The organism is Leclercia sp. W17 (assembly GCF_003336325.1).
Lineage (GTDB): Bacteria > Pseudomonadota > Gammaproteobacteria > Enterobacterales > Enterobacteriaceae > Enterobacter.
On the sequence record NZ_CP031101.1, the window covers coordinates 4,060,817 to 4,082,097 of the forward strand.

20 protein-coding genes and 1 riboswitch are annotated in these 21,281 nt (G+C 56.1%); of the genes, 9 read left to right on the top strand and 11 right to left on the bottom strand.

Annotation, left to right across the window (positions count from 1 at the left end; translation table 11 throughout):
* Positions 1-2 precede the first annotated feature (2 nt).
* From ftsL to leuO, 7 genes are all read right to left on the bottom strand, one after another.
* Positions 3-368, bottom strand: coding sequence for a cell division protein FtsL (ftsL, locus tag DVA44_RS20190; RefSeq protein ID WP_103823242.1), 366 nt, complete (start codon positions 366-368; stop codon positions 3-5).
* Entirely contained in the window at positions 365-1,306 is a 942-nt protein-coding gene (gene rsmH, locus DVA44_RS20195; RefSeq protein ID WP_103178263.1) for a 16S rRNA (cytosine(1402)-N(4))-methyltransferase RsmH, read from the bottom strand. The genes ftsL and rsmH overlap by 4 nt, the downstream gene beginning before the upstream one ends.
* Before the next feature lie 2 nt (positions 1,307-1,308).
* Positions 1,309-1,767 carry a division/cell wall cluster transcriptional repressor MraZ gene (gene mraZ, locus DVA44_RS20200; RefSeq protein WP_103178262.1) on the bottom strand — a complete coding sequence of 153 codons (459 nt, stop codon included), beginning with the start codon at positions 1,765-1,767 and terminating at the stop codon, positions 1,309-1,311.
* Positions 1,768-2,366: 599 nt separating this feature from the next.
* On the bottom strand, positions 2,367-3,371 hold the full coding sequence (cra, locus tag DVA44_RS20205; protein WP_103823241.1) for a catabolite repressor/activator: 1,005 nt from the start codon (positions 3,369-3,371) through the stop codon (positions 2,367-2,369).
* Between the two features lie 179 nt (positions 3,372-3,550).
* The gene (gene ilvN / locus DVA44_RS20210; protein ID WP_032616525.1) at positions 3,551-4,042 is read right to left on the bottom strand and encodes an acetolactate synthase small subunit; all 492 of its coding nucleotides are present in this window, start codon (positions 4,040-4,042) and stop codon (positions 3,551-3,553) included.
* Entirely contained in the window at positions 4,042-5,766 is a 1,725-nt protein-coding gene (ilvI, locus tag DVA44_RS20215; RefSeq protein WP_114387951.1) for an acetolactate synthase 3 large subunit, read from the bottom strand. Before ilvI ends, ilvN begins: the two co-directional genes overlap by 1 nt.
* 385 nt (positions 5,767-6,151) lie before the next feature.
* Positions 6,152-7,096 (bottom strand): transcriptional regulator LeuO, encoded by a 945-nt coding sequence (leuO, locus tag DVA44_RS20220; protein ID WP_139157125.1) that lies wholly within the window; start codon positions 7,094-7,096, stop codon positions 6,152-6,154.
* Between the two features lie 633 nt (positions 7,097-7,729).
* Between leuO and leuL the strand changes: the two genes are divergently transcribed.
* The 5 genes from leuL (at position 7,730) to leuD (ending at position 12,591) form a co-directional block, all read left to right on the top strand.
* The gene (leuL, locus tag DVA44_RS26290) at positions 7,730-7,816 is read left to right on the top strand and encodes a leu operon leader peptide (protein ID WP_103178258.1); all 87 of its coding nucleotides are present in this window, start codon (positions 7,730-7,732) and stop codon (positions 7,814-7,816) included.
* A gap of 93 nt (positions 7,817-7,909) precedes the next feature.
* Positions 7,910-9,481, top strand: coding sequence for a 2-isopropylmalate synthase (leuA, locus tag DVA44_RS20230; RefSeq protein WP_114387952.1), 1,572 nt, complete (start codon positions 7,910-7,912; stop codon positions 9,479-9,481).
* The gene (gene leuB, locus DVA44_RS20235; protein ID WP_103823237.1) at positions 9,481-10,572 is read left to right on the top strand and encodes a 3-isopropylmalate dehydrogenase; all 1,092 of its coding nucleotides are present in this window, start codon (positions 9,481-9,483) and stop codon (positions 10,570-10,572) included. Before leuA ends, leuB begins: the two co-directional genes overlap by 1 nt.
* A 2-nt stretch (positions 10,573-10,574) precedes the next feature.
* Entirely contained in the window at positions 10,575-11,975 is a 1,401-nt protein-coding gene (gene leuC, locus DVA44_RS20240; protein ID WP_103823236.1) for a 3-isopropylmalate dehydratase large subunit, read from the top strand.
* Positions 11,976-11,985: 10 nt separating this feature from the next.
* Entirely contained in the window at positions 11,986-12,591 is a 606-nt protein-coding gene (gene leuD, locus DVA44_RS20245) for a 3-isopropylmalate dehydratase small subunit (RefSeq protein ID WP_114387953.1), read from the top strand.
* 55 nt (positions 12,592-12,646) lie between these two features.
* Here leuD and DVA44_RS20250 read toward each other — a convergent pair whose 3' ends face one another.
* The gene (locus DVA44_RS20250) at positions 12,647-13,825 is read right to left on the bottom strand and encodes a sugar efflux transporter (RefSeq protein ID WP_114387954.1); all 1,179 of its coding nucleotides are present in this window, start codon (positions 13,823-13,825) and stop codon (positions 12,647-12,649) included.
* A gap of 102 nt (positions 13,826-13,927) precedes the next feature.
* Positions 13,928-14,080 carry a glucose uptake inhibitor SgrT gene (sgrT, locus tag DVA44_RS20255; RefSeq protein ID WP_114387955.1) on the bottom strand — a complete coding sequence of 51 codons (153 nt, stop codon included), beginning with the start codon at positions 14,078-14,080 and terminating at the stop codon, positions 13,928-13,930.
* Between the two features lie 87 nt (positions 14,081-14,167).
* Between sgrT and sgrR the strand changes: the two genes are divergently transcribed.
* The 4 genes from sgrR to thiQ all read left to right on the top strand — a co-directional run bounded on the left by sgrR (position 14,168) and on the right by thiQ (position 19,242).
* Entirely contained in the window at positions 14,168-15,823 is a 1,656-nt protein-coding gene (gene sgrR, locus DVA44_RS20260; protein WP_114387956.1) for an HTH-type transcriptional regulator SgrR, read from the top strand.
* 36 nt (positions 15,824-15,859) lie between these two features.
* A riboswitch (TPP riboswitch) is annotated at positions 15,860-15,959 on the top strand.
* Positions 15,960-15,993: 34 nt separating this feature from the next.
* Positions 15,994-16,977, top strand: a complete 984-nt coding sequence (gene thiB, locus DVA44_RS20265) for a thiamine ABC transporter substrate binding subunit (RefSeq protein ID WP_114388459.1) — start codon at positions 15,994-15,996, stop codon at positions 16,975-16,977.
* Positions 16,953-18,563: a thiamine/thiamine pyrophosphate ABC transporter permease ThiP gene (thiP, locus tag DVA44_RS20270; RefSeq protein WP_114387957.1), complete on the top strand. Its 1,611-nt coding sequence runs from the start codon at positions 16,953-16,955 to the stop codon at positions 18,561-18,563. Before thiB ends, thiP begins: the two co-directional genes overlap by 25 nt.
* On the top strand, positions 18,547-19,242 hold the full coding sequence (gene thiQ / locus DVA44_RS20275; protein ID WP_103823230.1) for a thiamine ABC transporter ATP-binding protein ThiQ: 696 nt from the start codon (positions 18,547-18,549) through the stop codon (positions 19,240-19,242). Before thiP ends, thiQ begins: the two co-directional genes overlap by 17 nt.
* A gap of 6 nt (positions 19,243-19,248) precedes the next feature.
* Here the strand turns inward: thiQ and DVA44_RS20280 are convergent, their stop codons facing one another.
* Together DVA44_RS20280 and araC are read right to left on the bottom strand one after the other, a co-directional pair.
* Positions 19,249-20,016, bottom strand: coding sequence for a DedA family protein (locus tag DVA44_RS20280; protein WP_103823229.1), 768 nt, complete (start codon positions 20,014-20,016; stop codon positions 19,249-19,251).
* Positions 20,017-20,145: 129 nt separating this feature from the next.
* Positions 20,146-20,991: an arabinose operon transcriptional regulator AraC gene (gene araC, locus DVA44_RS20285; protein ID WP_103823228.1), complete on the bottom strand. Its 846-nt coding sequence runs from the start codon at positions 20,989-20,991 to the stop codon at positions 20,146-20,148.
* Positions 20,992-21,281: the final 290 nt, after the last annotated feature.

A 21,281-nucleotide genomic window follows, 5' to 3' on the forward strand; every position in this document is an offset into this window, starting at 1 on the left:
CCTTATTTTTGTACTACGATATTTTCCTGAGAGGGATCAACATGCTGCATCTGCAGCTTTTCCGTTGCGATCCGTTCCACCCGGCTGTGATCGCCGAGCGCATTTTCTTCAAGGATCAGATTTCGCCACTCGATATCCAGCGCATCACGCTCCAGCACCAGCTGTTCGCGCTGCGCCGTTAACAAACGGGTATGGTGCGCGGTGGTCACGACGGTGATCGCCGACACAATGATGCAAATAAACAGGCACAGTGGCAGCTTGCCGAAACGCAACAGATCGTCCCAGATCACGCCCGGCAACGCATGACGCTCGTTGCTGCCTAACGTCTCTTTGACCTTGCTTAAGGTGCCTGCCACTTTGCCGATCATGCACTCGTCCTTTCTGCAATACGCAGCACTGAACTACGGGCGCGTGGATTCTCTTCTACTTCTGCCTCGCCCGGCATTAACTTGCCCAATGCGCGCAGCTGACGGCCACCCAGCTTTTTGAGCTGCTCTTCCGTCATCGGTAAACCGGCCGGAACCTGCGGACCGCGGCTTTGCTCGCGCATAAAACGCTTCACGATGCGATCTTCCAGCGAGTGGAAGCTGATAATCGACAGGCGACCACCCGGCGCGAGTACGCCAAGCGAACTTTTCAGCGCCTGCTCGATCTCCTCGAGCTCGCTGTTCACCCAGATGCGAATCGCCTGGAAAGTACGGGTGGCGGGATGTTTGTACTTATCCTTCACCGGCGTTGCCGCCGCAATGACTTCTGCCAGCTCTTTGGTGCGGGTCATCGGCTCAATGCGGTTGCGCTCAACGATGGCGCGCGCGATACGCTTGCCAAAACGCTCTTCGCCAAAGGTTTTGATCACCCAGGCGATATCCGCTTCATCAGCCGTTTGCAGCCACTCGGCGGCGGACTGGCCGCGCGTCGGATCCATACGCATATCCAGCGGACCGTCGCGCATAAAGGAGAAGCCACGTTCAGCGTCATCAAGCTGCGGTGAGGAGACGCCAAGATCGAGAAGAATGCCGTCGATCTTGCCGGTTAAATCGCGCTCGCTGACGTAATCAGCCAGCGCAGAGAAAGGACCATGAACAATAGAAAAGCGTGGATCATCAATGGTTTTTGCTACCGCAATCGCCTGCGGATCGCGATCGATCGCCAGCAAACGGCCTTCCGCGCCCAGTTGGGAGAGGATTAAACGTGAGTGGCCACCCCGGCCAAAAGTGCCATCAATATAGATGCCATCAGGACGAATATTCAGGCCATTGACGGCCTCATCCAGTAGCACCGTCGTATGTTTATAATTTTCCATCATATTTATAGAGACAAATCCTGCAATCGTTCCGACAATGTCGCGGAATCAGACTGCTCAGCGTCGATATCTTCCTTGACCCGTTGATACCAGGCCGTTTCATCCCACAGTTCAAACTTATTGAACTGTCCGACCAGCATCACTTCTTTTGTCAGACCCGCATGCTGCCGCAGCACTGGCGCAATCAATAAACGCCCCGCGCTATCCATCTGACATTCACTGGCATGACCCAATAACAGCCGCTGCACGCGGCGTTCCTGCGGGTTCATGCTCGACAGTCGAGACAGCTTTTGCTCAATGATTTCCCATTCAGGCAAGGGGTAAAGCAACAGGCAGGCGTGGTTGATGTCAATGGTGCAGACCATTTGACCAGAAGCGCTCTCGTTCAGCTGGTCGCGATATCGGGTTGGTACCGACAAACGCCCTTTGCTGTCGAGATTGACTAACGTCGCTCCACGGAACATGCCAGTCTCACCCCTCCTCACCACTTTTACCCACAAATTCCCACTTAAGGGAGTTTACGGAGCGATGGAAAAGCTTGTCAAGCCAGGACTTCCGCGACATCAGTCTAAATGTTACTGATTTACGAACGGAAGTTAATCAGGCTATTAACCGTACAACTGGCGAGGCAAAATTAACGTGATGAATATTTGTGAGAAAAAACTCGAATATGCAGAGCAGCGTTAAAAATCACTCATCTCGTCGCAACCAAATATAAAGTGTCAGTTTGCGACGCGGGCGGCATTTTAAGCCATATCGTCAGGGGTGAACAGCGCCAGATTCAACGCTGCCGCCGCGTCGAACGCTGATAAGCGGATGGCGGAAAATTCAGGGGGCAAAAATGGTTGATAATTCAGCAATGATGATCGGTTGTGTAACAAAATAATACAAATAATGTCATTAATGGCTTTTAAATAAACATGAAAAGAAGTTTTAAATAGCAAAGTGAAATAAAAAGGCTGTGAGGCGATGTTTTTTATAGAATTATCTTAAAAAGAATAAGGGCATTCCTGAACGGATTAATAGCAATAAATTCAGGGCAGTTTCCACTGCCCTGTATCTCTTATGACCGGCTCAATATGCCGCGACGATAGAGGTTACGACGGATGCGCGTCAGGCCCGGTTTAGGCTTACGCGGCTCATCGAGACTCGCCAGCACAATCTCCAGCACCCGTTCTGCCACGTCACGATGACGCTGGGCGACTGCCAGCACCGGGCACTGCAGGAAATCGAGCAGTTCGTGATCGCCAAAGGTCGCAATCGCCAGATCGGACGGCAGCTTACCTTCGCGGCGCAGCGTCACGTCCATCACCCCTTGCAACAGGGCAAAAGAGGTGGTGAACAGCGCCTGTGGCATCGGATGGGTTTCCAGCCACTTCTCGAACAGCTGCGCCGAGGCTTCGCGCTCGTAACTGTTGGCATAGAGGAAATCCACTTTACGGGGATCGTCTTTCCAGGCGGTGCGGAAACCCTGCTCGCGCAGGAAGCTCACGGAGAGTTCCGGCAACGCCCCCAGGTAGAGGACATTTTCCGCCGGGAAGGTACGCAACTCTGCCGCCAGCATTTCAGCATCGTCCTGATCGGCACCCACCACGCTGGTGAAATGCTCGCGATCTAATGCACGGTCGAGGGCGACAATCGGGAAGGAATCATTAGCCCAGCGCTGATAGAAAGGATGCTCCGGAGGTAACGAGGTTGAAACGATAATGGCATCGACCTGGCGCTGGAGCAGATGCTCGATGCAACGCATTTCGTTATCGGGCTGATCTTCTGAGCAGGCGATCAACAGTTGATAGCCGCGCTGACGCGCCTGACGCTCAAGATAGTTGGCGATCCGGGTGTAACTGGTGTTCTCCAGATCCGGGATCACCAGGCCGATCGAACGGGTACGCCCGGCACGTAGACCTGCTGCGACAGCATTCGGATGGTAGTTATGTTCACGAACCACTGCCATGACTTTCTCAACGGTCTTGTCGCTGACACGATACTGCTTCGCTTTACCGTTAATCACATAGCTTGCCGTCGTTCGCGACACACCGGCGAGCCTGGCGATTTCATCCAGTTTCACAATTACCCCTTAAAAAAAAGAAAAGAGTCCATGACCTCGTCAGGGTTATGGCTAAATCTTGTAACATCTAAACGCAGAATAGTCTGTGCGGCAACCGCTTTTGTCGCGACACCGGCATCGGTGCGCAAAAAAAAGCCCGGTTAATCGCACCGGGCAATAGAGAGGCGAACTTTTTATCTTTAACGCATCACTTTGTCGCCGCGGGAAAGTCCCACAACGCCTGAACGCGCCACTTCAACAATTTTTGCTACATCCCGCACCGAGGCGAGGAAAGCATCCAGCTTATCGCTGGTGCCGGCAAGCTGAACGGTGTAGATAGACGGTGTGACATCGATGATCTGCCCGCGGAAGATATCCGCATTGCGTTTCACCTCTTCACGCCCGTAACCGGTGGCCTGAATTTTCACCAGCATGATTTCACGTTCAACGTAGGCCCCCTGCCCCAGCTCGCTGACGCGTAAGACATCCACCAGTTTGTGCAGCTGCTTTTCGATCTGCTCCAGCACCTTGGCGTCGCCCACCGTCTGGATGGTCATGCGGGAAAGCGTGGGATCGTCCGTCGGCGCTACCGTCAGGCTTTCAATATTGTAGCCACGCTGTGCAAAGAGCCCAATCACGCGCGACAGCGCACCGGACTCGTTTTCCAGTAATACAGATAATATCCGGCGCATCAGGTTCTCTCCGTTTTGCTTAACCACATTTCATCCATACCGCCGCCGCGAATATGCATCGGATAAACATGCTCGGTGCCATCCACAACCACATCGACAAAGACCAGGCGGTTATTTTTAACGTGCTCAAGGGCTTCACTGAGCTTCGCTTCCAGCTCTGCCGGATGACTGATACGTATACCAATGTGGCCGTAAGCCTCTGCCAGACGAACAAAATCCGGCAATGAATTCATATAGGACTGCGAATGGCGACCGGAATAGATCATATCCTGCCACTGCTTCACCATCCCCAGATAGCCGTTGTTCAGATTGAGCACCAGCACCGGCAGCTCGTACTGCAGCGCGGTGGAGAGTTCCTGAATGTTCATCTGGATACTGCCATCACCGGTCACGCAGACCACCGTCTCTTCCGGTAATGCCAGCTTTACGCCCAGCGCAGCGGGCAGGCCAAAGCCCATGGTGCCCAGACCGCCGGAGTTGATCCAACGACGTGGCTTATCAAACGGGTAATAGAGGGCGGCAAACATCTGGTGCTGGCCGACGTCCGAGGTCACGTAAGCGTCGCCTTTGGTCAGACGCCAGATAGTTTCAATCACCGCCTGCGGCTTGATGTTCTCGCTTTGGGTATCGTATTTCAGACACTGGCGCGCACGCCACTGCTCAATCTGCAGCCACCAGTCACGAATATCATCAAGCGGCTGGGCATAATTTTCCTGCGCCAGCAGCTCCAGCATTTGGTCCAGCACCTGACGCGCATCGCCCACAATTGGCACATCCGCCGGCACGGTTTTGGAAATCGAGGTGGGATCGATGTCAATGTGCAGCACCGTGGCATCAGGACAATATTTCGCCAGGTTATTGGTGGTGCGATCGTCAAAGCGCACCCCAACGGCAAAAATAACGTCGGAGTTGTGCATCGTCATATTGGCTTCGTACGTGCCATGCATACCGAGCATGCCGAGCGCCTGACGATGGGAAGCCGGGAACGCCCCGAGCCCCATTAATGAGGAGGCCACCGGCAGGTTCAGCTTTTCGATAAGCGCACGCAGCTGCGTTTCGCACTGGGCGTTCACCGCCCCGCCGCCAACGTAGACCACCGGCTTTTTTGCCGCTATCAGGGTTTGCAGGGCGCGCTTAATCTGCCCCTTATGTCCCTGGGTAGTAGGGTTATACGAACGCATGCTGACCGACTCCGGCCAGACATACGGCAATTTATTGGCCGGGTTGAGAATATCTTTCGGAAGATCCACTACCACCGGCCCCGGACGCCCGCTGGCCGCCAGCCAGAAGGCCTTTTTCAGCACGCCCGGAATATCTTCCGTCTGCTTGACCAGGAAACTGTGTTTCACCACCGGACGGGAGATGCCGACCATGTCGCACTCCTGAAAGGCATCATAGCCAATCAGCGAGGTTGCAACCTGACCGGAGAGCACCACCATCGGAATGGAATCCATATAGGCGGTGGCGATCCCCGTAATGGCGTTCGTCGCGCCAGGACCCGATGTCACCAGCACGACCCCCACTTCACCTGTCGCACGTGCCAGTCCATCAGCCATATGTACGGCGGCTTGCTCATGACGCACCAGGACGTGATCGATACCGCCAACGGTATGTAGTGCGTCGTAAATATCGAGGACCGCGCCTCCAGGGTAACCGAACACTTGCTTCACGCCCTGATCGATTAACGATCGGACGACCATTTCGGCGCCAGACAACATCTCCATGATTTGCCTCCAGGCTTATCGTTTCAGACGGACAGGAGAAATATGCACTGCGCCGTCTTTTTTGTCAGGGTTACCCCTGGCGATTTTTATTGTGCAGAGTGACAGTTACCATAACCGCTCGCCGGAAGGCAGGCAATTAGCAAACCCCGGCTGGCGCAGGATCACAAAAGAAGAAAAACAAGGTATTAATATTTGTTATGGATAAATCGACTACGAGAACGAAGGTGAGTGAGCGTTCATCATTTAAAATGGGGGCGGCACAGTAATTCATGCATTTTTACGGCCAGCAAAGGGCAGTGAAAATATCCTCAACAGAATAAAATTTCAGAAACGAAAAAAAAGTCAGGATAAATAACAATAATACTGAAATTTATCCTGACCACATTTATCGACGGCAGACGCTAACCAACAGCTCTTCCATCCACTGATGACCTTTATCGCGACCGGCCGCTTCATGCCATGAGAGATAGCAGGTGCGTGAGTTAAGGTTCAGCGGCAACGGCATAATCCGCAGGCTCAGCGGCTCGGCAAACTCTTCAGCCAGCCAGCGCGGGGCGATGGCAACCAGGTGAGTTTGCGAGACGATATTTAATACGCTGACCATCGCCATCCCCTGATAAGCTACACAGGCTTGCTTATCTGGCGTGTCATACCACGGCTGGCTAAAAGAGGCGTAGCGATCGAGCGCAACAACCGCATGCTGTTCGCGATAAATATCGCTCTCCTGCAGCATACCATTAAGGCGCGGATGCGTTTTGCTGGTAACCAGTACCATTTCATCCTTGAATAACGGTACACAAGAAAATTCGGGGCGACGAAATTCTTCGTAGCCAATAACAAACTCCGTTTCCTGATACCGCAGCTGATGTTCCGTATTCTGGTTAAGGGATGACTTAAAAACCAGCTGAATATTGGGTGCAACTTCCTCCACCTTATTGTAAATAAGTGAGGTCAGATAATTATCCAGAGGGCTGCAAACGCACAGATGGAAAACACGCTCGCTGCTGCGCGAGTCGAACCCGGAACCCGGTAGTTCATTCTGCACAAGCTGAAGCGCCTGCCGTACCGATGCAAACAGCTGATAGGCACGGGCTGTAGGCTGAATGCCACGGCCATAACGAACGAATAACTCGTCATTAAACATAACCTTGAGTCTTGCAACGGCATTGCTGACAGCCGGCTGAGACATTCCCAGCGACTGGGCGGCACGCGTAATATTTTGTTCCTGCATGACCGCATCGAAAACCGTTAAAAGATTCAGGTCCACCGTACGGAGCTGTGGTTTTGCCCCCTCTGATACAGGCGATTTTTCGCTACTTTCTTCACACATATCCTGCTCCATTGTCACGCTGAACTCCTTTCCTCGTGTGTAACAATAAATTTTGAAAATATGATTTATCACGCATATAAAACAAGCTAAAGAGAAATGTTACAAATTAGGAATATATAAATACCCGCCAGCCGTGACAGGACTCAGACATAAGATAAGAAAACATGTTTAAAAAACAATAAAACATATTAATTAGTTTATGTTGCGAATGAAACCATAGATCACGCAAATAAACAATATGGCTTCTCGTTAAGGCTCATTTAAGTTTTAATGAAATATTAACAGCAACTTAATTAAATTATTTAACAATTCATTATCAGGCCAATCACCTTACAACCTGTAACAACGCAATTATCATGATAACTTAATGAAAGTTAAAGGATTCAAAATGATGACTTATTGTTCCTGGATTTTAAGCAATTGCAATAAAGTATATGCAAACGATTCAACTGATAAATTCGCACACATAATTCAGAATAAGAAAATGGCAGAAAAGGGAAAAACCAGCACAATAAGCTAATTGTTTCCACCCGGGTCTTGCGGGTGAATGGGGGTTTTCGCCTGGCAGGGGTTGACATCAATCCGCGTATCCAGTACCACTAAAAGCATATCTTATTTATCTGGAGCTGATTCATGATTCGCAGCATTCGTTTCACCGGTCTACTACTACTAAACGCATCCACTGTGCGCGGTAGACTGGCGGGCGAAATTCAGCGTTGAATCGTTCTCTGGTTAAGACAAAAAACCCGCGCCACTGCGCGGGTTTTTTTATGCTCGTAGCAAGGCGCCCAAATTCAGACAAGGACCTAACCCATGAGCCAGCAAGTCATTATTTTCGATACGACCTTACGTGACGGTGAACAAGCATTACAGGCAAGCCTGAGCGTTAAAGAGAAATTGCAGATTGCTCTGGCCCTTGAACGTATGGGCGTAGACGTCATGGAAGTGGGCTTCCCGGTCTCTTCTCCGGGTGATTTTGAATCTGTTCAGACCATCGCCCGCACCGTCAAAAACAGCCGTGTGTGCGCCCTGGCGCGCTGCGTCGAGAAAGATATCGACGTGGCTGCGGAGTCGCTGAAGGTCGCCGAAGCCTTCCGTATTCACACCTTTATTGCTACCTCGCCGATGCATATCGCCACCAAGCTGCGCAGCACCCTGGATGAGGTGATCGAGCGCTCCATCTATATGGTGAAACGCGCCCGCAATTATACCGACGACGTTGAGTTCTCCTGTGAAGATGCAGGCCGTACGCCAATTGAAGATTTGGCCCGTGTCGTTGAAGCGGCCATCCGTGCCGGCGCCACCACCATCAACATCCCGGACACCGTCGGCTACACCATGCCGTTTGAGTTCTCCAATATCATTACCGGGCTGTATGAGCGTGTGCCAAACATTGATAAAGCGATCATCTCCGTTCACACCCATGACGATTTGGGCCTGGCGGTGGGTAACGCCATTGCCGCGGTCCACGCCGGGGCGCGTCAGGTTGAGGGTGCCATGAACGGTATCGGTGAACGCGCGGGCAACTGTTCGCTGGAAGAGGTGATCATGGCGATCAAGGTGCGCAAGGACATCATGAATGTGCATACCCGCATCAATCACCAGGAGATCTGGCGCACCAGCCAGACCGTCAGCCAGATCTGCAACATGCCGATCCCGGCGAACAAAGCGATTGTGGGCACTGGCGCCTTCGCTCACTCCTCCGGTATTCACCAGGACGGCGTGCTGAAGAACCGCGAAAACTACGAAATCATGACCCCGGAATCGATCGGTCTGAATCAGGTGCAGCTGAACCTGACCTCCCGCTCTGGCCGTGCGGCGGTTAAACACCGCATGGAAGAGATGGGCTATAAAGAGACCGACTACAACATGGATCACCTGTATGACGGCTTCCTGAAGCTGGCCGATAAAAAAGGCCAGGTCTTTGACTACGACCTGGAAGCGCTGGCGTTTATCAACAAGCAGCAGGAAGAACCAGAGCATTTCCGTCTGGACTACTTCAGCGTGCAGTCGGGTTCAAGCGACATCGCGACCGCCTCCGTCAAGCTGGCCTGCGGTGAAGAGGTTAAAGCCGAAGCCGCCAACGGCAACGGTCCGGTCGATGCCATCTACCAGGCCATTAACCGCGTCACCGAATATGACGTTGAGCTGGTCAAATATGACCTGACGGCGAAAGGCCAGGGCAAAAACGCGCTGGGCCAGGTAGACATCGTGGTCAACTATAACGGCCGCCGCTTCCACGGCGTGGGCCTGGCGACCGATATCGTCGAATCCTCCGCCAAAGCCATGGTTCACGTCCTGAACAATATCTGGCGCGCCGCAGAAGTAGAAAAAGAGTTGCAACGCAAAGCTCAGAATAAAGAGAACAATAAGGAAACCGTGTAATGTCGAAGAATTACCATATTGCTGTGTTACCGGGCGACGGAATTGGTCCCGAAGTTATGGCACAGGCGCTGAAGGTGCTGGACGCTGTTCGCACCCGTTTTGCGATGAAAATTACCACCAGCCACTACGATGTGGGCGGTATCGCGATCGATAACCACGGTACGCCGTTGCCGCAGGCAACCGTGACCGGCTGTGAGAATGCCGACGCGGTTCTGTTCGGATCTGTAGGTGGCCCGAAATGGGAACACCTGCCACCGGCCGAGCAGCCAGAGCGCGGGGCGCTGCTGCCACTGCGTAAACATTTCAAGCTCTTCAGCAACCTGCGCCCCGCCAAACTGTACCAGGGGCTGGAAGAGTTTTGCCCGCTGCGCGCCGATATCGCCGCCAACGGCTTCGACATTCTGTGCGTCCGTGAGTTGACCGGCGGCATCTACTTTGGTCAGCCGAAAGGCCGCGAAGGCAGCGGTCAGCACGAAAAAGCGTTCGATACCGAGGTGTATCACCGTTTTGAGATCGAGCGTATCGCCCGTATCGCGTTCGAATCTGCCCGCAAACGCGGCCATAAAGTGACCTCTATTGATAAAGCTAACGTGCTGCAATCCTCCATCCTGTGGCGCGAAATCGTTAACGAGATTGCACAGGAATACCCGGACGTTCAGCTGGCGCATATGTACATCGACAATGCCACCATGCAGCTGATTAAAGATCCGTCCCAGTTTGACGTCCTGCTCTGCTCCAACCTGTTCGGGGACATTCTCTCTGACGAGTGCGCGATGATCACCGGCTCTATGGGAATGCTGCCATCCGCCAGCCTGAACGAAGAAGGTTTTGGCCTGTACGAACCAGCAGGCGGATCCGCACCGGATATCGCGGGTAAAAACATCGCCAACCCGATCGCGCAGATCCTCTCTCTAGCGCTGCTTTTGCGCTACAGCCTGGATGCCAACGAGGCGGCTACCGCGATCGAAAACGCCATCAACCGCGCCCTGGAAGAGGGTGTGCGCACCGGCGATTTAGCCCGCGGCAACGCGGCGGTCAGTACTGAAGAAATGGGCGATATTATTGCCCGCTATGTCGCTGAAGGGGTGTAATCATGGCGAAGACGTTGTACGAAAAAATTTATGATGCTCACGTGGTCTATGAAGCGCAGAACGAAACCCCGCTGCTCTATATCGATCGCCATCTGGTGCACGAAGTGACCTCGCCGCAGGCGTTCGATGGCCTGCGCGCGCACAAGCGTCCGGTACGTCAGCCGGGCAAAACCTTCGCCACGATGGACCATAACGTTTCAACCCAGACTAAAGACATCAACGCCTCCGGTGAGATGGCGCGCATTCAGATGCAGGAGCTGATCAAGAACTGCAACGAGTTTGGCGTCGAGCTGTACGATCTGAACCACCCTTACCAGGGCATCGTGCACGTGATGGGCCCTGAGCAAGGTATCACCCTGCCGGGCATGACCATCGTTTGCGGCGACTCCCATACCGCGACCCACGGCGCGTTTGGTGCGCTGGCCTTCGGTATCGGCACCTCCGAAGTGGAACATGTTCTGGCGACCCAGACCCTGAAACAGGGTCGCGCGAAGACCATGAAAATTGAGGTCACCGGCGAGGCCGCACCGGGCATCACTGCCAAAGACATCGTGCTGGCAATCATCGGTAAAACCGGTAGCGCAGGCGGCACCGGACATGTGGTGGAGTTCTGCGGCAGCGCGATCCAGGCCCTGAGCATGGAAGGCCGTATGACCCTGTGCAACATGGCGATTGAGATGGGTGCGAAAGCCGGTCTGGTTGCGCCTGACGAAACGACCTTCAACTATGTGAAGGGGCGTTTGCACGCCCCGAAAGGCCAGGATTTTGACGACGCGGTCGCGTACTGGAAAACCCTGAAAACCGACGAGGGTGCGGTATTCGACACCGTGGTCACTCTGCAGGCCGAAGCGATTGCGCCGCAGGTCACCTGGGGCACTAATCCGGGGCAGGTTATCTCCGTTAACGACAGCGTTCCCGATCCGGCCTCGTTCGCCGATCCGGTTGAGCGCGCCAGCGCAGAGAAAGCGCTGGCCTATATGGGGCTGAAACCGGGCGTACCGTTGACCGACGTGAGCATTGATAAAGTGTTTATTGGCTCCTGCACCAACTCACGCATCGAAGATCTGCGCGCCGCGGCAGAAGTGGCGAAAGGCCGTAAAGTGGCGCCGGGCGTGCAGGCCCTGGTAGTGCCAGGCTCCGGCCCGGTCAAAGCCCAGGCGGAAGCTGAAGGTCTGGATAAGATTTTCATTGAAGCAGGCTTTGAATGGCGTCTGCCGGGTTGCTCCATGTGTCTGGCGATGAACAACGACCGCCTGAATCCGGGCGAGCGCTGCGCTTCCACCAGCAACCGTAACTTTGAAGGTCGTCAGGGGCGCGGTGGGCGCACGCATCTGGTCAGCCCGGCGATGGCCGCGGCAGCCGCAGTGACCGGCCACTTCGCCGATATTCGCAGCCTGAAATAAGGAGACCATCATGGCAGAGAAATTTACCCAACATACTGGCCTGGTGGTCCCTCTGGACGCGGCTAACGTCGACACCGACGCCATCATTCCAAAACAGTTTTTGCAGAAGGTAACCCGCACCGGTTTTGGCGCGCACCTGTTTAACGACTGGCGTTTTCTGGACGACAAAGGCGAAGTGCCAAATCCGGAGTTCGTGCTGAACTTTCCTGAGTACAAAGGCGCATCTATCCTGCTGGCGCGGGAAAACTTCGGCTGTGGCTCATCGCGCGAGCATGCGCCATGGGCGCTGACCGATTACGGTTTTAAGGTAGTGATTGCCCCAAGCTTTGCCGACATCTTCTATGGCAACAGCTTCAACAACCAGCTGCTGCCGGTCACGTTGAGTGATGAACAGGTCGACGAACTGTTTACGCTGGTGCAGGGCAACCCGGGCATGACCTTTGAAGTGGATCTGGAAGCGCAGGTCGTAAAAGCCGGGGATAAAACCTACAGCTTTAATATCGACGCGTTCCCCCGCCACTGCATGATTAACGGTCTGGACAGCATCGGATTGACCCTGCAGCACGAAGAGGCCATTGCTGCCTACGAGAGCAAGCAGCCAGCCTTTATGGGCTAATCGCTTAGCCCTCACGCTAAAGAGTCCATTGCACAGTCAATGGACTCTTTTTTATTCAGACATCTTTTACCCGCCAGGTGAGCACCAGCGTCACCAGCGAAATCCCTGCTATAACCATGTAAACCACAGAGTGGCCGTAGCTTTGCGCCAGCGCGCCCTGAATCACCCCCGCCAGGATCACGCCGGTAGAGATGCTGTTGGTAAACAGCGTGGTTGCCGACCCCGCCCTGCCCGGCATCAGATCCTGGAACCAGAGCATGCCAATCCCGGCGATGATGCCAATAAAGATCGCGTTAAAGAGTTGCAGGCCAAGCAAGGCCTCGCGGCTGTGAAAGAGGATCAGACCCAGATAAAAGAGCACACCCGCCGCCACCGCGATCACCATCATCCGCCGCTTACCGACGTGTTTGACGTAATAACCTGCAAGGATCATTGCCGGGATTTCCAGCCCGGCGGCAGTCCCCATTAAGATCCCGGCCAGCTTGTCCGGCAGCCCCAGATCGCTGCTGATCCACAACGGCATGTCGATGATATACATGGTGTTACAGGTCCACATTAGCGTGGACGCGATAAACAGCCTGCGAACATTTTTGTCTTTCCAGCCGCTTACCTCCGTCACCGGAACAGTGGTCGCCGATTCCACCCTGGCCACAGAAGGCAGCGCGAAGGCGATCAGCGCCAGGCTGATGGCAAAAATGGCCGCCGCAATAGAGAACATGGTGGTAAAGCCATAGTTAAGCGCCAGCATAAACGCCAGCGGCGGACCGATGACCCACGCCAGCGAAAGCTGCGCACGCATCACCGAGCTGAACATCACCACCTCACGCGCAGAGCTGTCGGCATATTCCCGCGCCAGAGCAAACAGCTGCGGCATGGCGGTGTTGGCAATTGAGGCCAACAGTACGCCGCAGGTTAATAAGGTCAGATAGTGGCGGTTGAAGGCAAACAGCAGCGCGTTGCCAATCGCCATCGCGCAGCAAAAGAGGATCAGCTTGCGGCGATCGCCCTGGCTGTCCGAACGCTTCGCCAGCCCCAGGCTGACCAGGATCCCGGCGACGGCATTGACGGTATAGAACAGCCCCACCCAGAAGGGTTGGGCACCCACCTCGCGGCTCAGGAACAGACTCAGGGTCGGGGCCTGCAGCGCACCGGCGACGCCCATCATAAAAGCCACCATTAAAAAAGCGGCATACACACCGTTTAGACGGCGTCCCATCGTCATTAACCAGAGCATTCACTGTTCCTTTAGCGCAAGTGAAAACGAAAAAAGCCAGCAGATAATACCTGCTGGCGTGGTGATTCGCACCAATACTCAGTCACACATGATCGAAGCCATTCAGCGTTCCGAGGTCGACGTTGTCACCTGCCACTGCATCAGCTCTTCCAGTATTTTCAGGCGCTGCTCTGCACACCGGCGGGCCAGCCAAGACACTCCCTTTGTCGCTGAAAAGTACTGTTGGTAAAACTGATTCGTGGTCGACCTCTTCATATTCACCTCCTCGCTTCATCGAAGTGAATTATTGGCTTAATATAGGGATTAATAAATTGCTGATTTTTTGTCAGGAGTTCCCCTTTTATGCCCTCTGGTCGTCTGCAACAACAATTTATCCGCCTGTGGCAGTGCTGTGACGGCCAGACCCGGGAGACCACGCTCAGCGAACTGGCCGACTTGCTCAACTGTTCGCGCCGCCATATGCGTACCCTGCTTAACACCATGCAGCAGCAGGGCTGGCTGAGCTGGGAAGCGGAGGCCGGGCGCGGCAAGCGCTCGCGTCTCACCTTTTTGTATACCGGCCTTGCGCTTCAGCAGCAACGGGCGGAGGATCTGCTGGAGCAGGACCGCATCGAGCAGCTGGTGCAGCTGGTCGGCGATAAGGCCGCGGTGCGCCAGATGCTGGTTTCCCACCTCGGGCGCAGCTTCCGCCAGGGCAAGCACATCCTGCGCGTGCTCTACTATCGCCCGATGAAAAACCTGTTGCCGGGCAGCGCATTACGGCGCTCCGAAACCCACATGGCGCGGCAAATCTTTAGCGGGCTGACGCGCATAAATGAGGAAAATGGGGAACTGGAAGCTGACATTGCCCACCACTGGCAGCAGCTTTCTCCTCTGCACTGGCGATTTTTCTTGCGGCCTGGCATCCATTTCCATCATGGCCGCGAGCTGGAGATGGCTGATGTTATCGCCTCGCTGCAGCGCGCCCGCGAATTGCCCCTCTATTCACACATTAGCCAGGTCCAGTCACCCACCGCCTGGACGCTGGATATTCAGCTTACGCAGCCCGACCGCTGGCTGCCGTGGCTGCTGGGGTATGTGCCGTCGATGATCCTGCCGCGCGAATGGGAAACGATGCACAACTTTGCCAGCCTGCCGGTAGGTACCGGGCCGTACGCCGTTTCCCGTAATAACAATAACCAGCTGAAGATCCGCGCCTTCGACGATTACTTCGGCTACCGGGCGCTGATTGACGAGGTGAACGTCTGGGTGTTGCCGGATATTAACGAAGAGCTGAGCGTCGGCCTGACGCTGGAAGGGCCAACCGAGGGGGAAAAGGCGGTGGAAAGTCGGCTTGAAGAGGGCTGTTACTATCTGCTGTTTGACGCCCGCTCCCACCGCGGGGCCAGCGCAGAGGTGCGCCAGTGGGTAAGCCGGATCCTCTCCCCGGCGAACCTGATCTACCAGGCTGAGGAAGTGTATCAGTCCTACTGGTTCCCGGCGTATGGCCTGCTGCCGCGCTGGCACCACGCCCGCCCGGGACGTGGCGACAAACCAGCCGGGCTGGAGAGCCTCACCCTGACCTTCTACCGTGAACATATCGAACATCGGGTGATCGCCAGAATGATGAGCGAGCTGCTCGCCGCCGAACAGGTGACGCTGAACATTCAGGAGGTCAGCTATGAGGAGTGGCATCGCGGCGAGATCGTGAGCGACATCTGGCTCAACAGCGTCAACTTCACCCTGCCGCTGGATTTCTCGCTGTTCTCACATCTCTATGAGGTGCCGCTTCTGCAAAACTGTATTGAGCGCGACTGGCAACAGGACGCCGCCGAGTGGCGCGCGGGTGAGATGAATCTTGCGGTCTGGTGCCAGCAGTTGCTTGCCCAGCAGGCGATCGTCCCGCTGATCCACCACTGGCTGATGATCCAGGGCCAGCGCAGTATGCGCGGCTTGCGCATGAATACGCTGGGATGGTTTGATTTTAAATCGGCGTGGTTTGCGCCGCCGGAACCATAACACTTTCGTAATATTCACCAAATCATTACAATACCCCCGTTCTCAACGGGGTGCTGCGCGAAAGCGTGTGCTGAGAAAATACCCGTCGAACCTGATCCGGATAACGCCGGCGAAGGGATTTGAGGCTGTTGCTCAAAATCCTTTGCCACTCTCAAACAATGAGGTGCAAAGTGTTCAAAACTGTTCTTCCCCTGTTGGCGCTGGTTGCGCTGCCTGCCGTGGCCAGTCCTGTCCTGACGGTCTACACCTACGACTCTTTCGCTGCCGACTGGGGCCCGGGCCCGGCGGTCAAAAAAGCCTTTGAAGCCGACTGCAAGTGCGAGCTGAAGTTCGTGGCGCTGGAGGATGGCGTCTCGCTGCTGAACCGCCTGCGCATGGAAGGCAAAAACAGCAAAGCCGACGTGGTGCTGGGGCTGGATAACAATCTGCTGGAAGCGGCCACCCAGACCGGGTTGTTCGCTAAAAGCGGCGTGCCGACCGATGCGGTTAACGTCCCAGGCGGCTTGAAGAACGACACCTTTGTGCCTTTCGATTACGGCTATTTCGCCTTCGTCTACGACAAAAACAAGCTGAAAAATCCGCCAAAGAGCCTGAAAGAGCTGGTTGAAAGCGACCAGAAATGGCGTGTGATCTACGAAGATCCGCGCACCAGCACCCCGGGGCTGGGTCTGCTGCTGTGGATGCAAAAGGTCTACGGCGACAAGACCCCGGAAGCCTGGCAGAAACTGGCCGCCAAAACGGTCACCGTGACCAAAGGCTGGAGCGAAGCCTATGGCCTGTTCCTGAAAGGGGAGAGCGATCTGGTGCTGAGCTACACCACCTCCCCGGCGTACCACATCATTGCCGAGAAAAAAGAGAACTACGCCGCCGCTGACTTTGCTGAAGGTCACTATCTGCAGGTTGAGGTCGCCGCCCGGACCGCAGCCAGCAAACAGCCGGAGCTGGCTGAGAAGTTCCTGAAATTTATGGTCTCGCCGTCGTTCCAGAACACCATCCCGACCGGCAACTGGATGTACCCGGTCACCAATGTGACGTTACCGGCAGGTTTTGACACCCTGGTGAAACCGCAAACCACGCTGGAATTTACCCCGCAGGAAGTGGCCGGGAAACGTGCAGCATGGATCAATGAATGGCAACGCGCCGTCAGCCGTTAATCGCCGGCTGGTTGCTGCCGGGGCTGCTGGCCGCCACGCTGATGGTGGCCGTCGCCCTGGGCGCATTTCTGGCGCTGTGGTTTAACGCGCCAGCCACCGATGTCGCGGCGCTGCTGCACGACTGCTATCTTTGGCACGTCATCCGCTTCTCGTTCTGGCAGGCGTTTCTCTCCGCCCTGCTCTCCGTCGTGCCCGCGATATTTCTTGCCCGCGCGCTCTACCGGCGTCGCTTCCCGGGCAGGCAGGCGCTGCTGCGCCTGTGCGCCATGACCCTGATCCTGCCGGTGCTGGTGGCGGTATTTGGCATTCTCAGCGTTTACGGACGTCAGGGGTGGCTGGCCGCGCTATTCCAGGCGCTCGGGCTGGAGTGGAGCTTCTCGCCCTATGGCCTGCAGGGGATCCTGCTGGCGCACGTTTTTTTCAACATGCCGATGGCCACGCGCCTGCTCTTACAGGCGCTGGAGAATATCCCCGGCGAACAGCGTCAGCTTGCCGCCCAGCTCGGGATGCGCGGCGGGTCATTTTTCCGCTTCGTCGAGTGGCCGTGGCTGCGCCGCCAGATCCCGCCCGTCGCCGCGCTGATCTTTATGCTCTGCTTTGCCAGCTTCGCCACCGTGCTCTCGCTCGGCGGCGGACCGCAGGCCACCACTATCGAGCTCGCCATCTATCAGGCCCTGAGCTACGACTACGATCCGGGCCGGGCAGCCCTGCTGGCGATGGTGCAGATGGTCTGCTGCCTGGGGCTGGTGATGCTGAGCCAGCGGCTGGGGAAAGCTATCCCCGTCGGCACCAGCCAGCTTGCCGGCTGGCGCGATCCCCAGGATAGCCTGCGCAGCCGCCTGACCGATGGCCTGCTTATTACCCTGGCGCTGCTGCTGTTGATTCCGCCGCTGCTGGCGGTGGTGGTCGATGGTCTGAACCTGAATTTGCTGTCGGTGCTGCAACAGCCGGTACTGTGGCAGGCGCTGGGCACTTCGCTGCGCATCGCGCTGGGAGCCGGGCTGCTCTGCGTCCTGCTGACCATGATGCTGCTGTGGAGCAGCCGGGAGCTCTATGCCCGGCAGGCGATTGTGGCCGGACAGGCGCTGGATCTCAGCGGCATGCTGATCCTGGCGATGCCCGGCATCGTGCTGGCGAGCGGCTTTTTCCTGCTCTTCAACAGCACCGTTGGCCTGCCCGAATCGGCCGATGGCATTGTCATCTTCACCAACGCCCTGATGGCCATTCCGTATGCGCTGAAAGTGCTGGAAAATCCGATGCGCGACCTCAGCGCCCGCTATACCCTGCTTTGCGACTCGCTGGGGATGCACGGCTGGCAGCGGCTGAAGGTGGTGGAACTGCGCGCCCTGAAGCGCCCGCTGGCCCAGGCGCTGGCCTTTGCCTGCGTACTGTCGATTGGCGATTTCGGGGTGGTGGCGCTGTTTGGTAATGATGATTTCCGCACCCTGCCGTTCTGGCTCTATCAGCAGATCGGCTCGTATCGCAGCCAGGACGGGGCCGTCACGGCGCTGCTGCTGCTGCTGCTCTGCTTTGCGTTATTTACCGTTATCGAAAAACTACCGGGGCGTGATGTTAAAACTGACTGATGTAACCTGGCTTTATCAGCACCTGCCGATGCGCTTCACCTTGTCCGTGCGCCGGGGCGAACTTATCGCCGTGCTCGGCCCCAGCGGCGCCGGGAAAAGCACCCTTCTCAATCTGATCGCCGGTTTTCTGCAACCGGCCAACGGCAGCATCACCCTTAACGGTCACGATCACACCCGTACGCCGCCTGCTGCGCGCCCGGTGTCGATGCTGTTTCAGGAAAACAATCTCTTCACTCATCTGAACGTGCGCCAGAACATTGGCCTGGGCATGCATCCCGGCCTCAGACTGAATGCTGTGCAACAGCAGAAGCTAAGCGACATCGCGCTGCAGATGGGGATCGGCGATCTGCTGGAACGCCTGCCGGGTGAGCTGTCGGGCGGTCAGCGTCAGCGCGTCGCGCTGGCGCGCTGTCTGGTGCGCGAACAGCCTGTCCTGCTGCTGGACGAGCCCTTTTCGGCACTCGATCCCGCCTTACGCCAGGAGATGTTGCTGTTGGTTAAAGAGGTATGTGAACGTCAGAACCTGACGATGCTGATGGTGTCGCACAGCGTGGAAGATGCGCTCAGGATCGCCCCCCGGTCAGTGGTGATTGCCGATGGCCGTATCGCCTGGGATGGCGATACGGAACAGCTGGCAAGCGGAAACGCGAGCGCGTCGCGCCTGCTGGGGATCCACTGATGCCGATCAGCGGCTGACAACCTTAAGCAGGATCTCACCATACACCGGCATCAGCGGGTGACGTACCAGCATCACCAGTGCCACCAGCGCCACGCCCAGGGTGACGGGGGCCAGCCAGAATAAGCGTCCACGCGGCAGATAGCGGCTGAGGCGATCCGAGGAGGCTTTCCCGCTGCGCCACAGCCGCCAGCAGAGCCAGGCCGCCAGCCACAGCAGTAGCGCGGTCGCCAGCAGCAGCCAGCGGAAGCCGCCGCTCTGCACACCAGCAGGAATATCGATTGCCGCGCCGGCCAGGATACCCGGCAGGAAGTAAATGGGCGGCCAGAACAGGCAGCCAATCAGGTTCGGCACGATAAATTTCGCCACCGGCAGATCCAGCATCCCCGCCACCATCGGCACCAGCGGGCGCGTCGGGCCAACAAAGCGCCCCACCAGAATGGTAAACATGCTGTGTTGATGCAGGGCATGCTCGGTTTTATCGAGCAGGGCTTTGTTCTTTTTCATGAATGACCAGCGGTGCAGCGGCTTTTTAAAGCGCCAGCCCAGCCAGAATGAGATCCAGTCGCCCAGCAGACAGCCGACGATCCCCGCCAGCCACGCCTGCCAGAAGTTAACCTCGCCACTGCCAATCAGCGCGCCGAGCCCGGTCATCATCACCGTGCCGGGCAGGATCAGCCCAACCAGCGCCAGAGATTCCAGAAAGGCCACAAGCGCGACGGCGACGAGCGAATAGGTAACGGACTGGGTAATAAAATGTTCCAGCAATGCCTGCATAACAGTTCCGGTCAGGTGGCGAAGCAGGGATTCTGCGAAGAGCGCCCTGCTGCGTCAAGACAACAATTGTCTGAATAGTTTACCGGGTGTGAACAGGATCCAGCGAACTTGTTTAGTTTTATTTACTTTCTATTCACACCCTGCGCGAAATTCGCTGGGGCTGGCGCCAGTGCATTTTTTAAAGACCCGGGAAAAGTAGAGCTGATCCTCAAAGCCGACGTTGCGCCCGACGGTGGCAATCGGCATGCGGGTGGTGCTGAGCAGCAGCTTGGCCTGGCTGATGCGCTGATCCTCACGCCAGCTCAGCACGCTCACCCCCAGCTGCTGGCGGAACAGGTGCGACAGACGCGACGGCGACAGGCAGACATGCTGGGCGACGCTGGCGATATCAAACTGGCTGTCCGCCAGATGGTCGCTGATGTACTGACAGGCTTCGCGCACCCGGTGATCCAGCGGCGGGTTGAGCGATTCGTTGATCGCCTCCATCCGGCGCAGCAGCAGCTGTTCCAGCAGGTTGATAGCCAGCAGCTCGGCATAGCGTCCCCCGCCCTGTCCGGCCTCGATGATCTGGGCAAACAGCTCCCGAAACTGCGGCTGATGCGCTTCATCCGGGCGATAAAAGCCAGTATGGGCAAACATCGACGGCCAGGCCAGCCACTCCTGCCAGTAAGCGCGCGGACGGAAGTAGACCCACTGGTGATACCACTCCCGGGCATCGGGATGACGGCCATAGTGATGAATTTCACCCGGCGGGAAGAGCAGAATATCGCCCGGACGGCAGACGAAGGTCTGATCGCCATTCTTGATCACCCCCTCTCCGCGCACGGTCAGGTTGAGGATATAGCCCTTCATCCCCAGCGGTCGATCAACGTAAAAATCGAGATAGCCGTCAGCCTCAATGGGCGTCAGTCCCGCCACCAGATGCGCGTTAAACGAGTAGCCCGGCAGCAGCGGATCGCTTTGCGTTTCAGCCATATTTTCAGTCCTCCTGGCAGTCCTGAAGGAAACCATTTGTCCATATCATCAAAAGCGGCATAAAAACGGGCTGCTCAAAGATCGAAAAGGTATCAGCCCGCTTTCAGATCCGCCATCATAACGCTTCCGTTGCGATTTATCCGTAACATCGAGCGGGTCGGCGGTAACAAAAGTGTCTATAACCACGGCAGAAATGTCCACATAGATTATTTGCTCGGCGTCACACTTTCCCATGTCACAGCAAAATCATCCATAAGATTAGCGGATCCCGCCTGACGATTTTCCCCCTC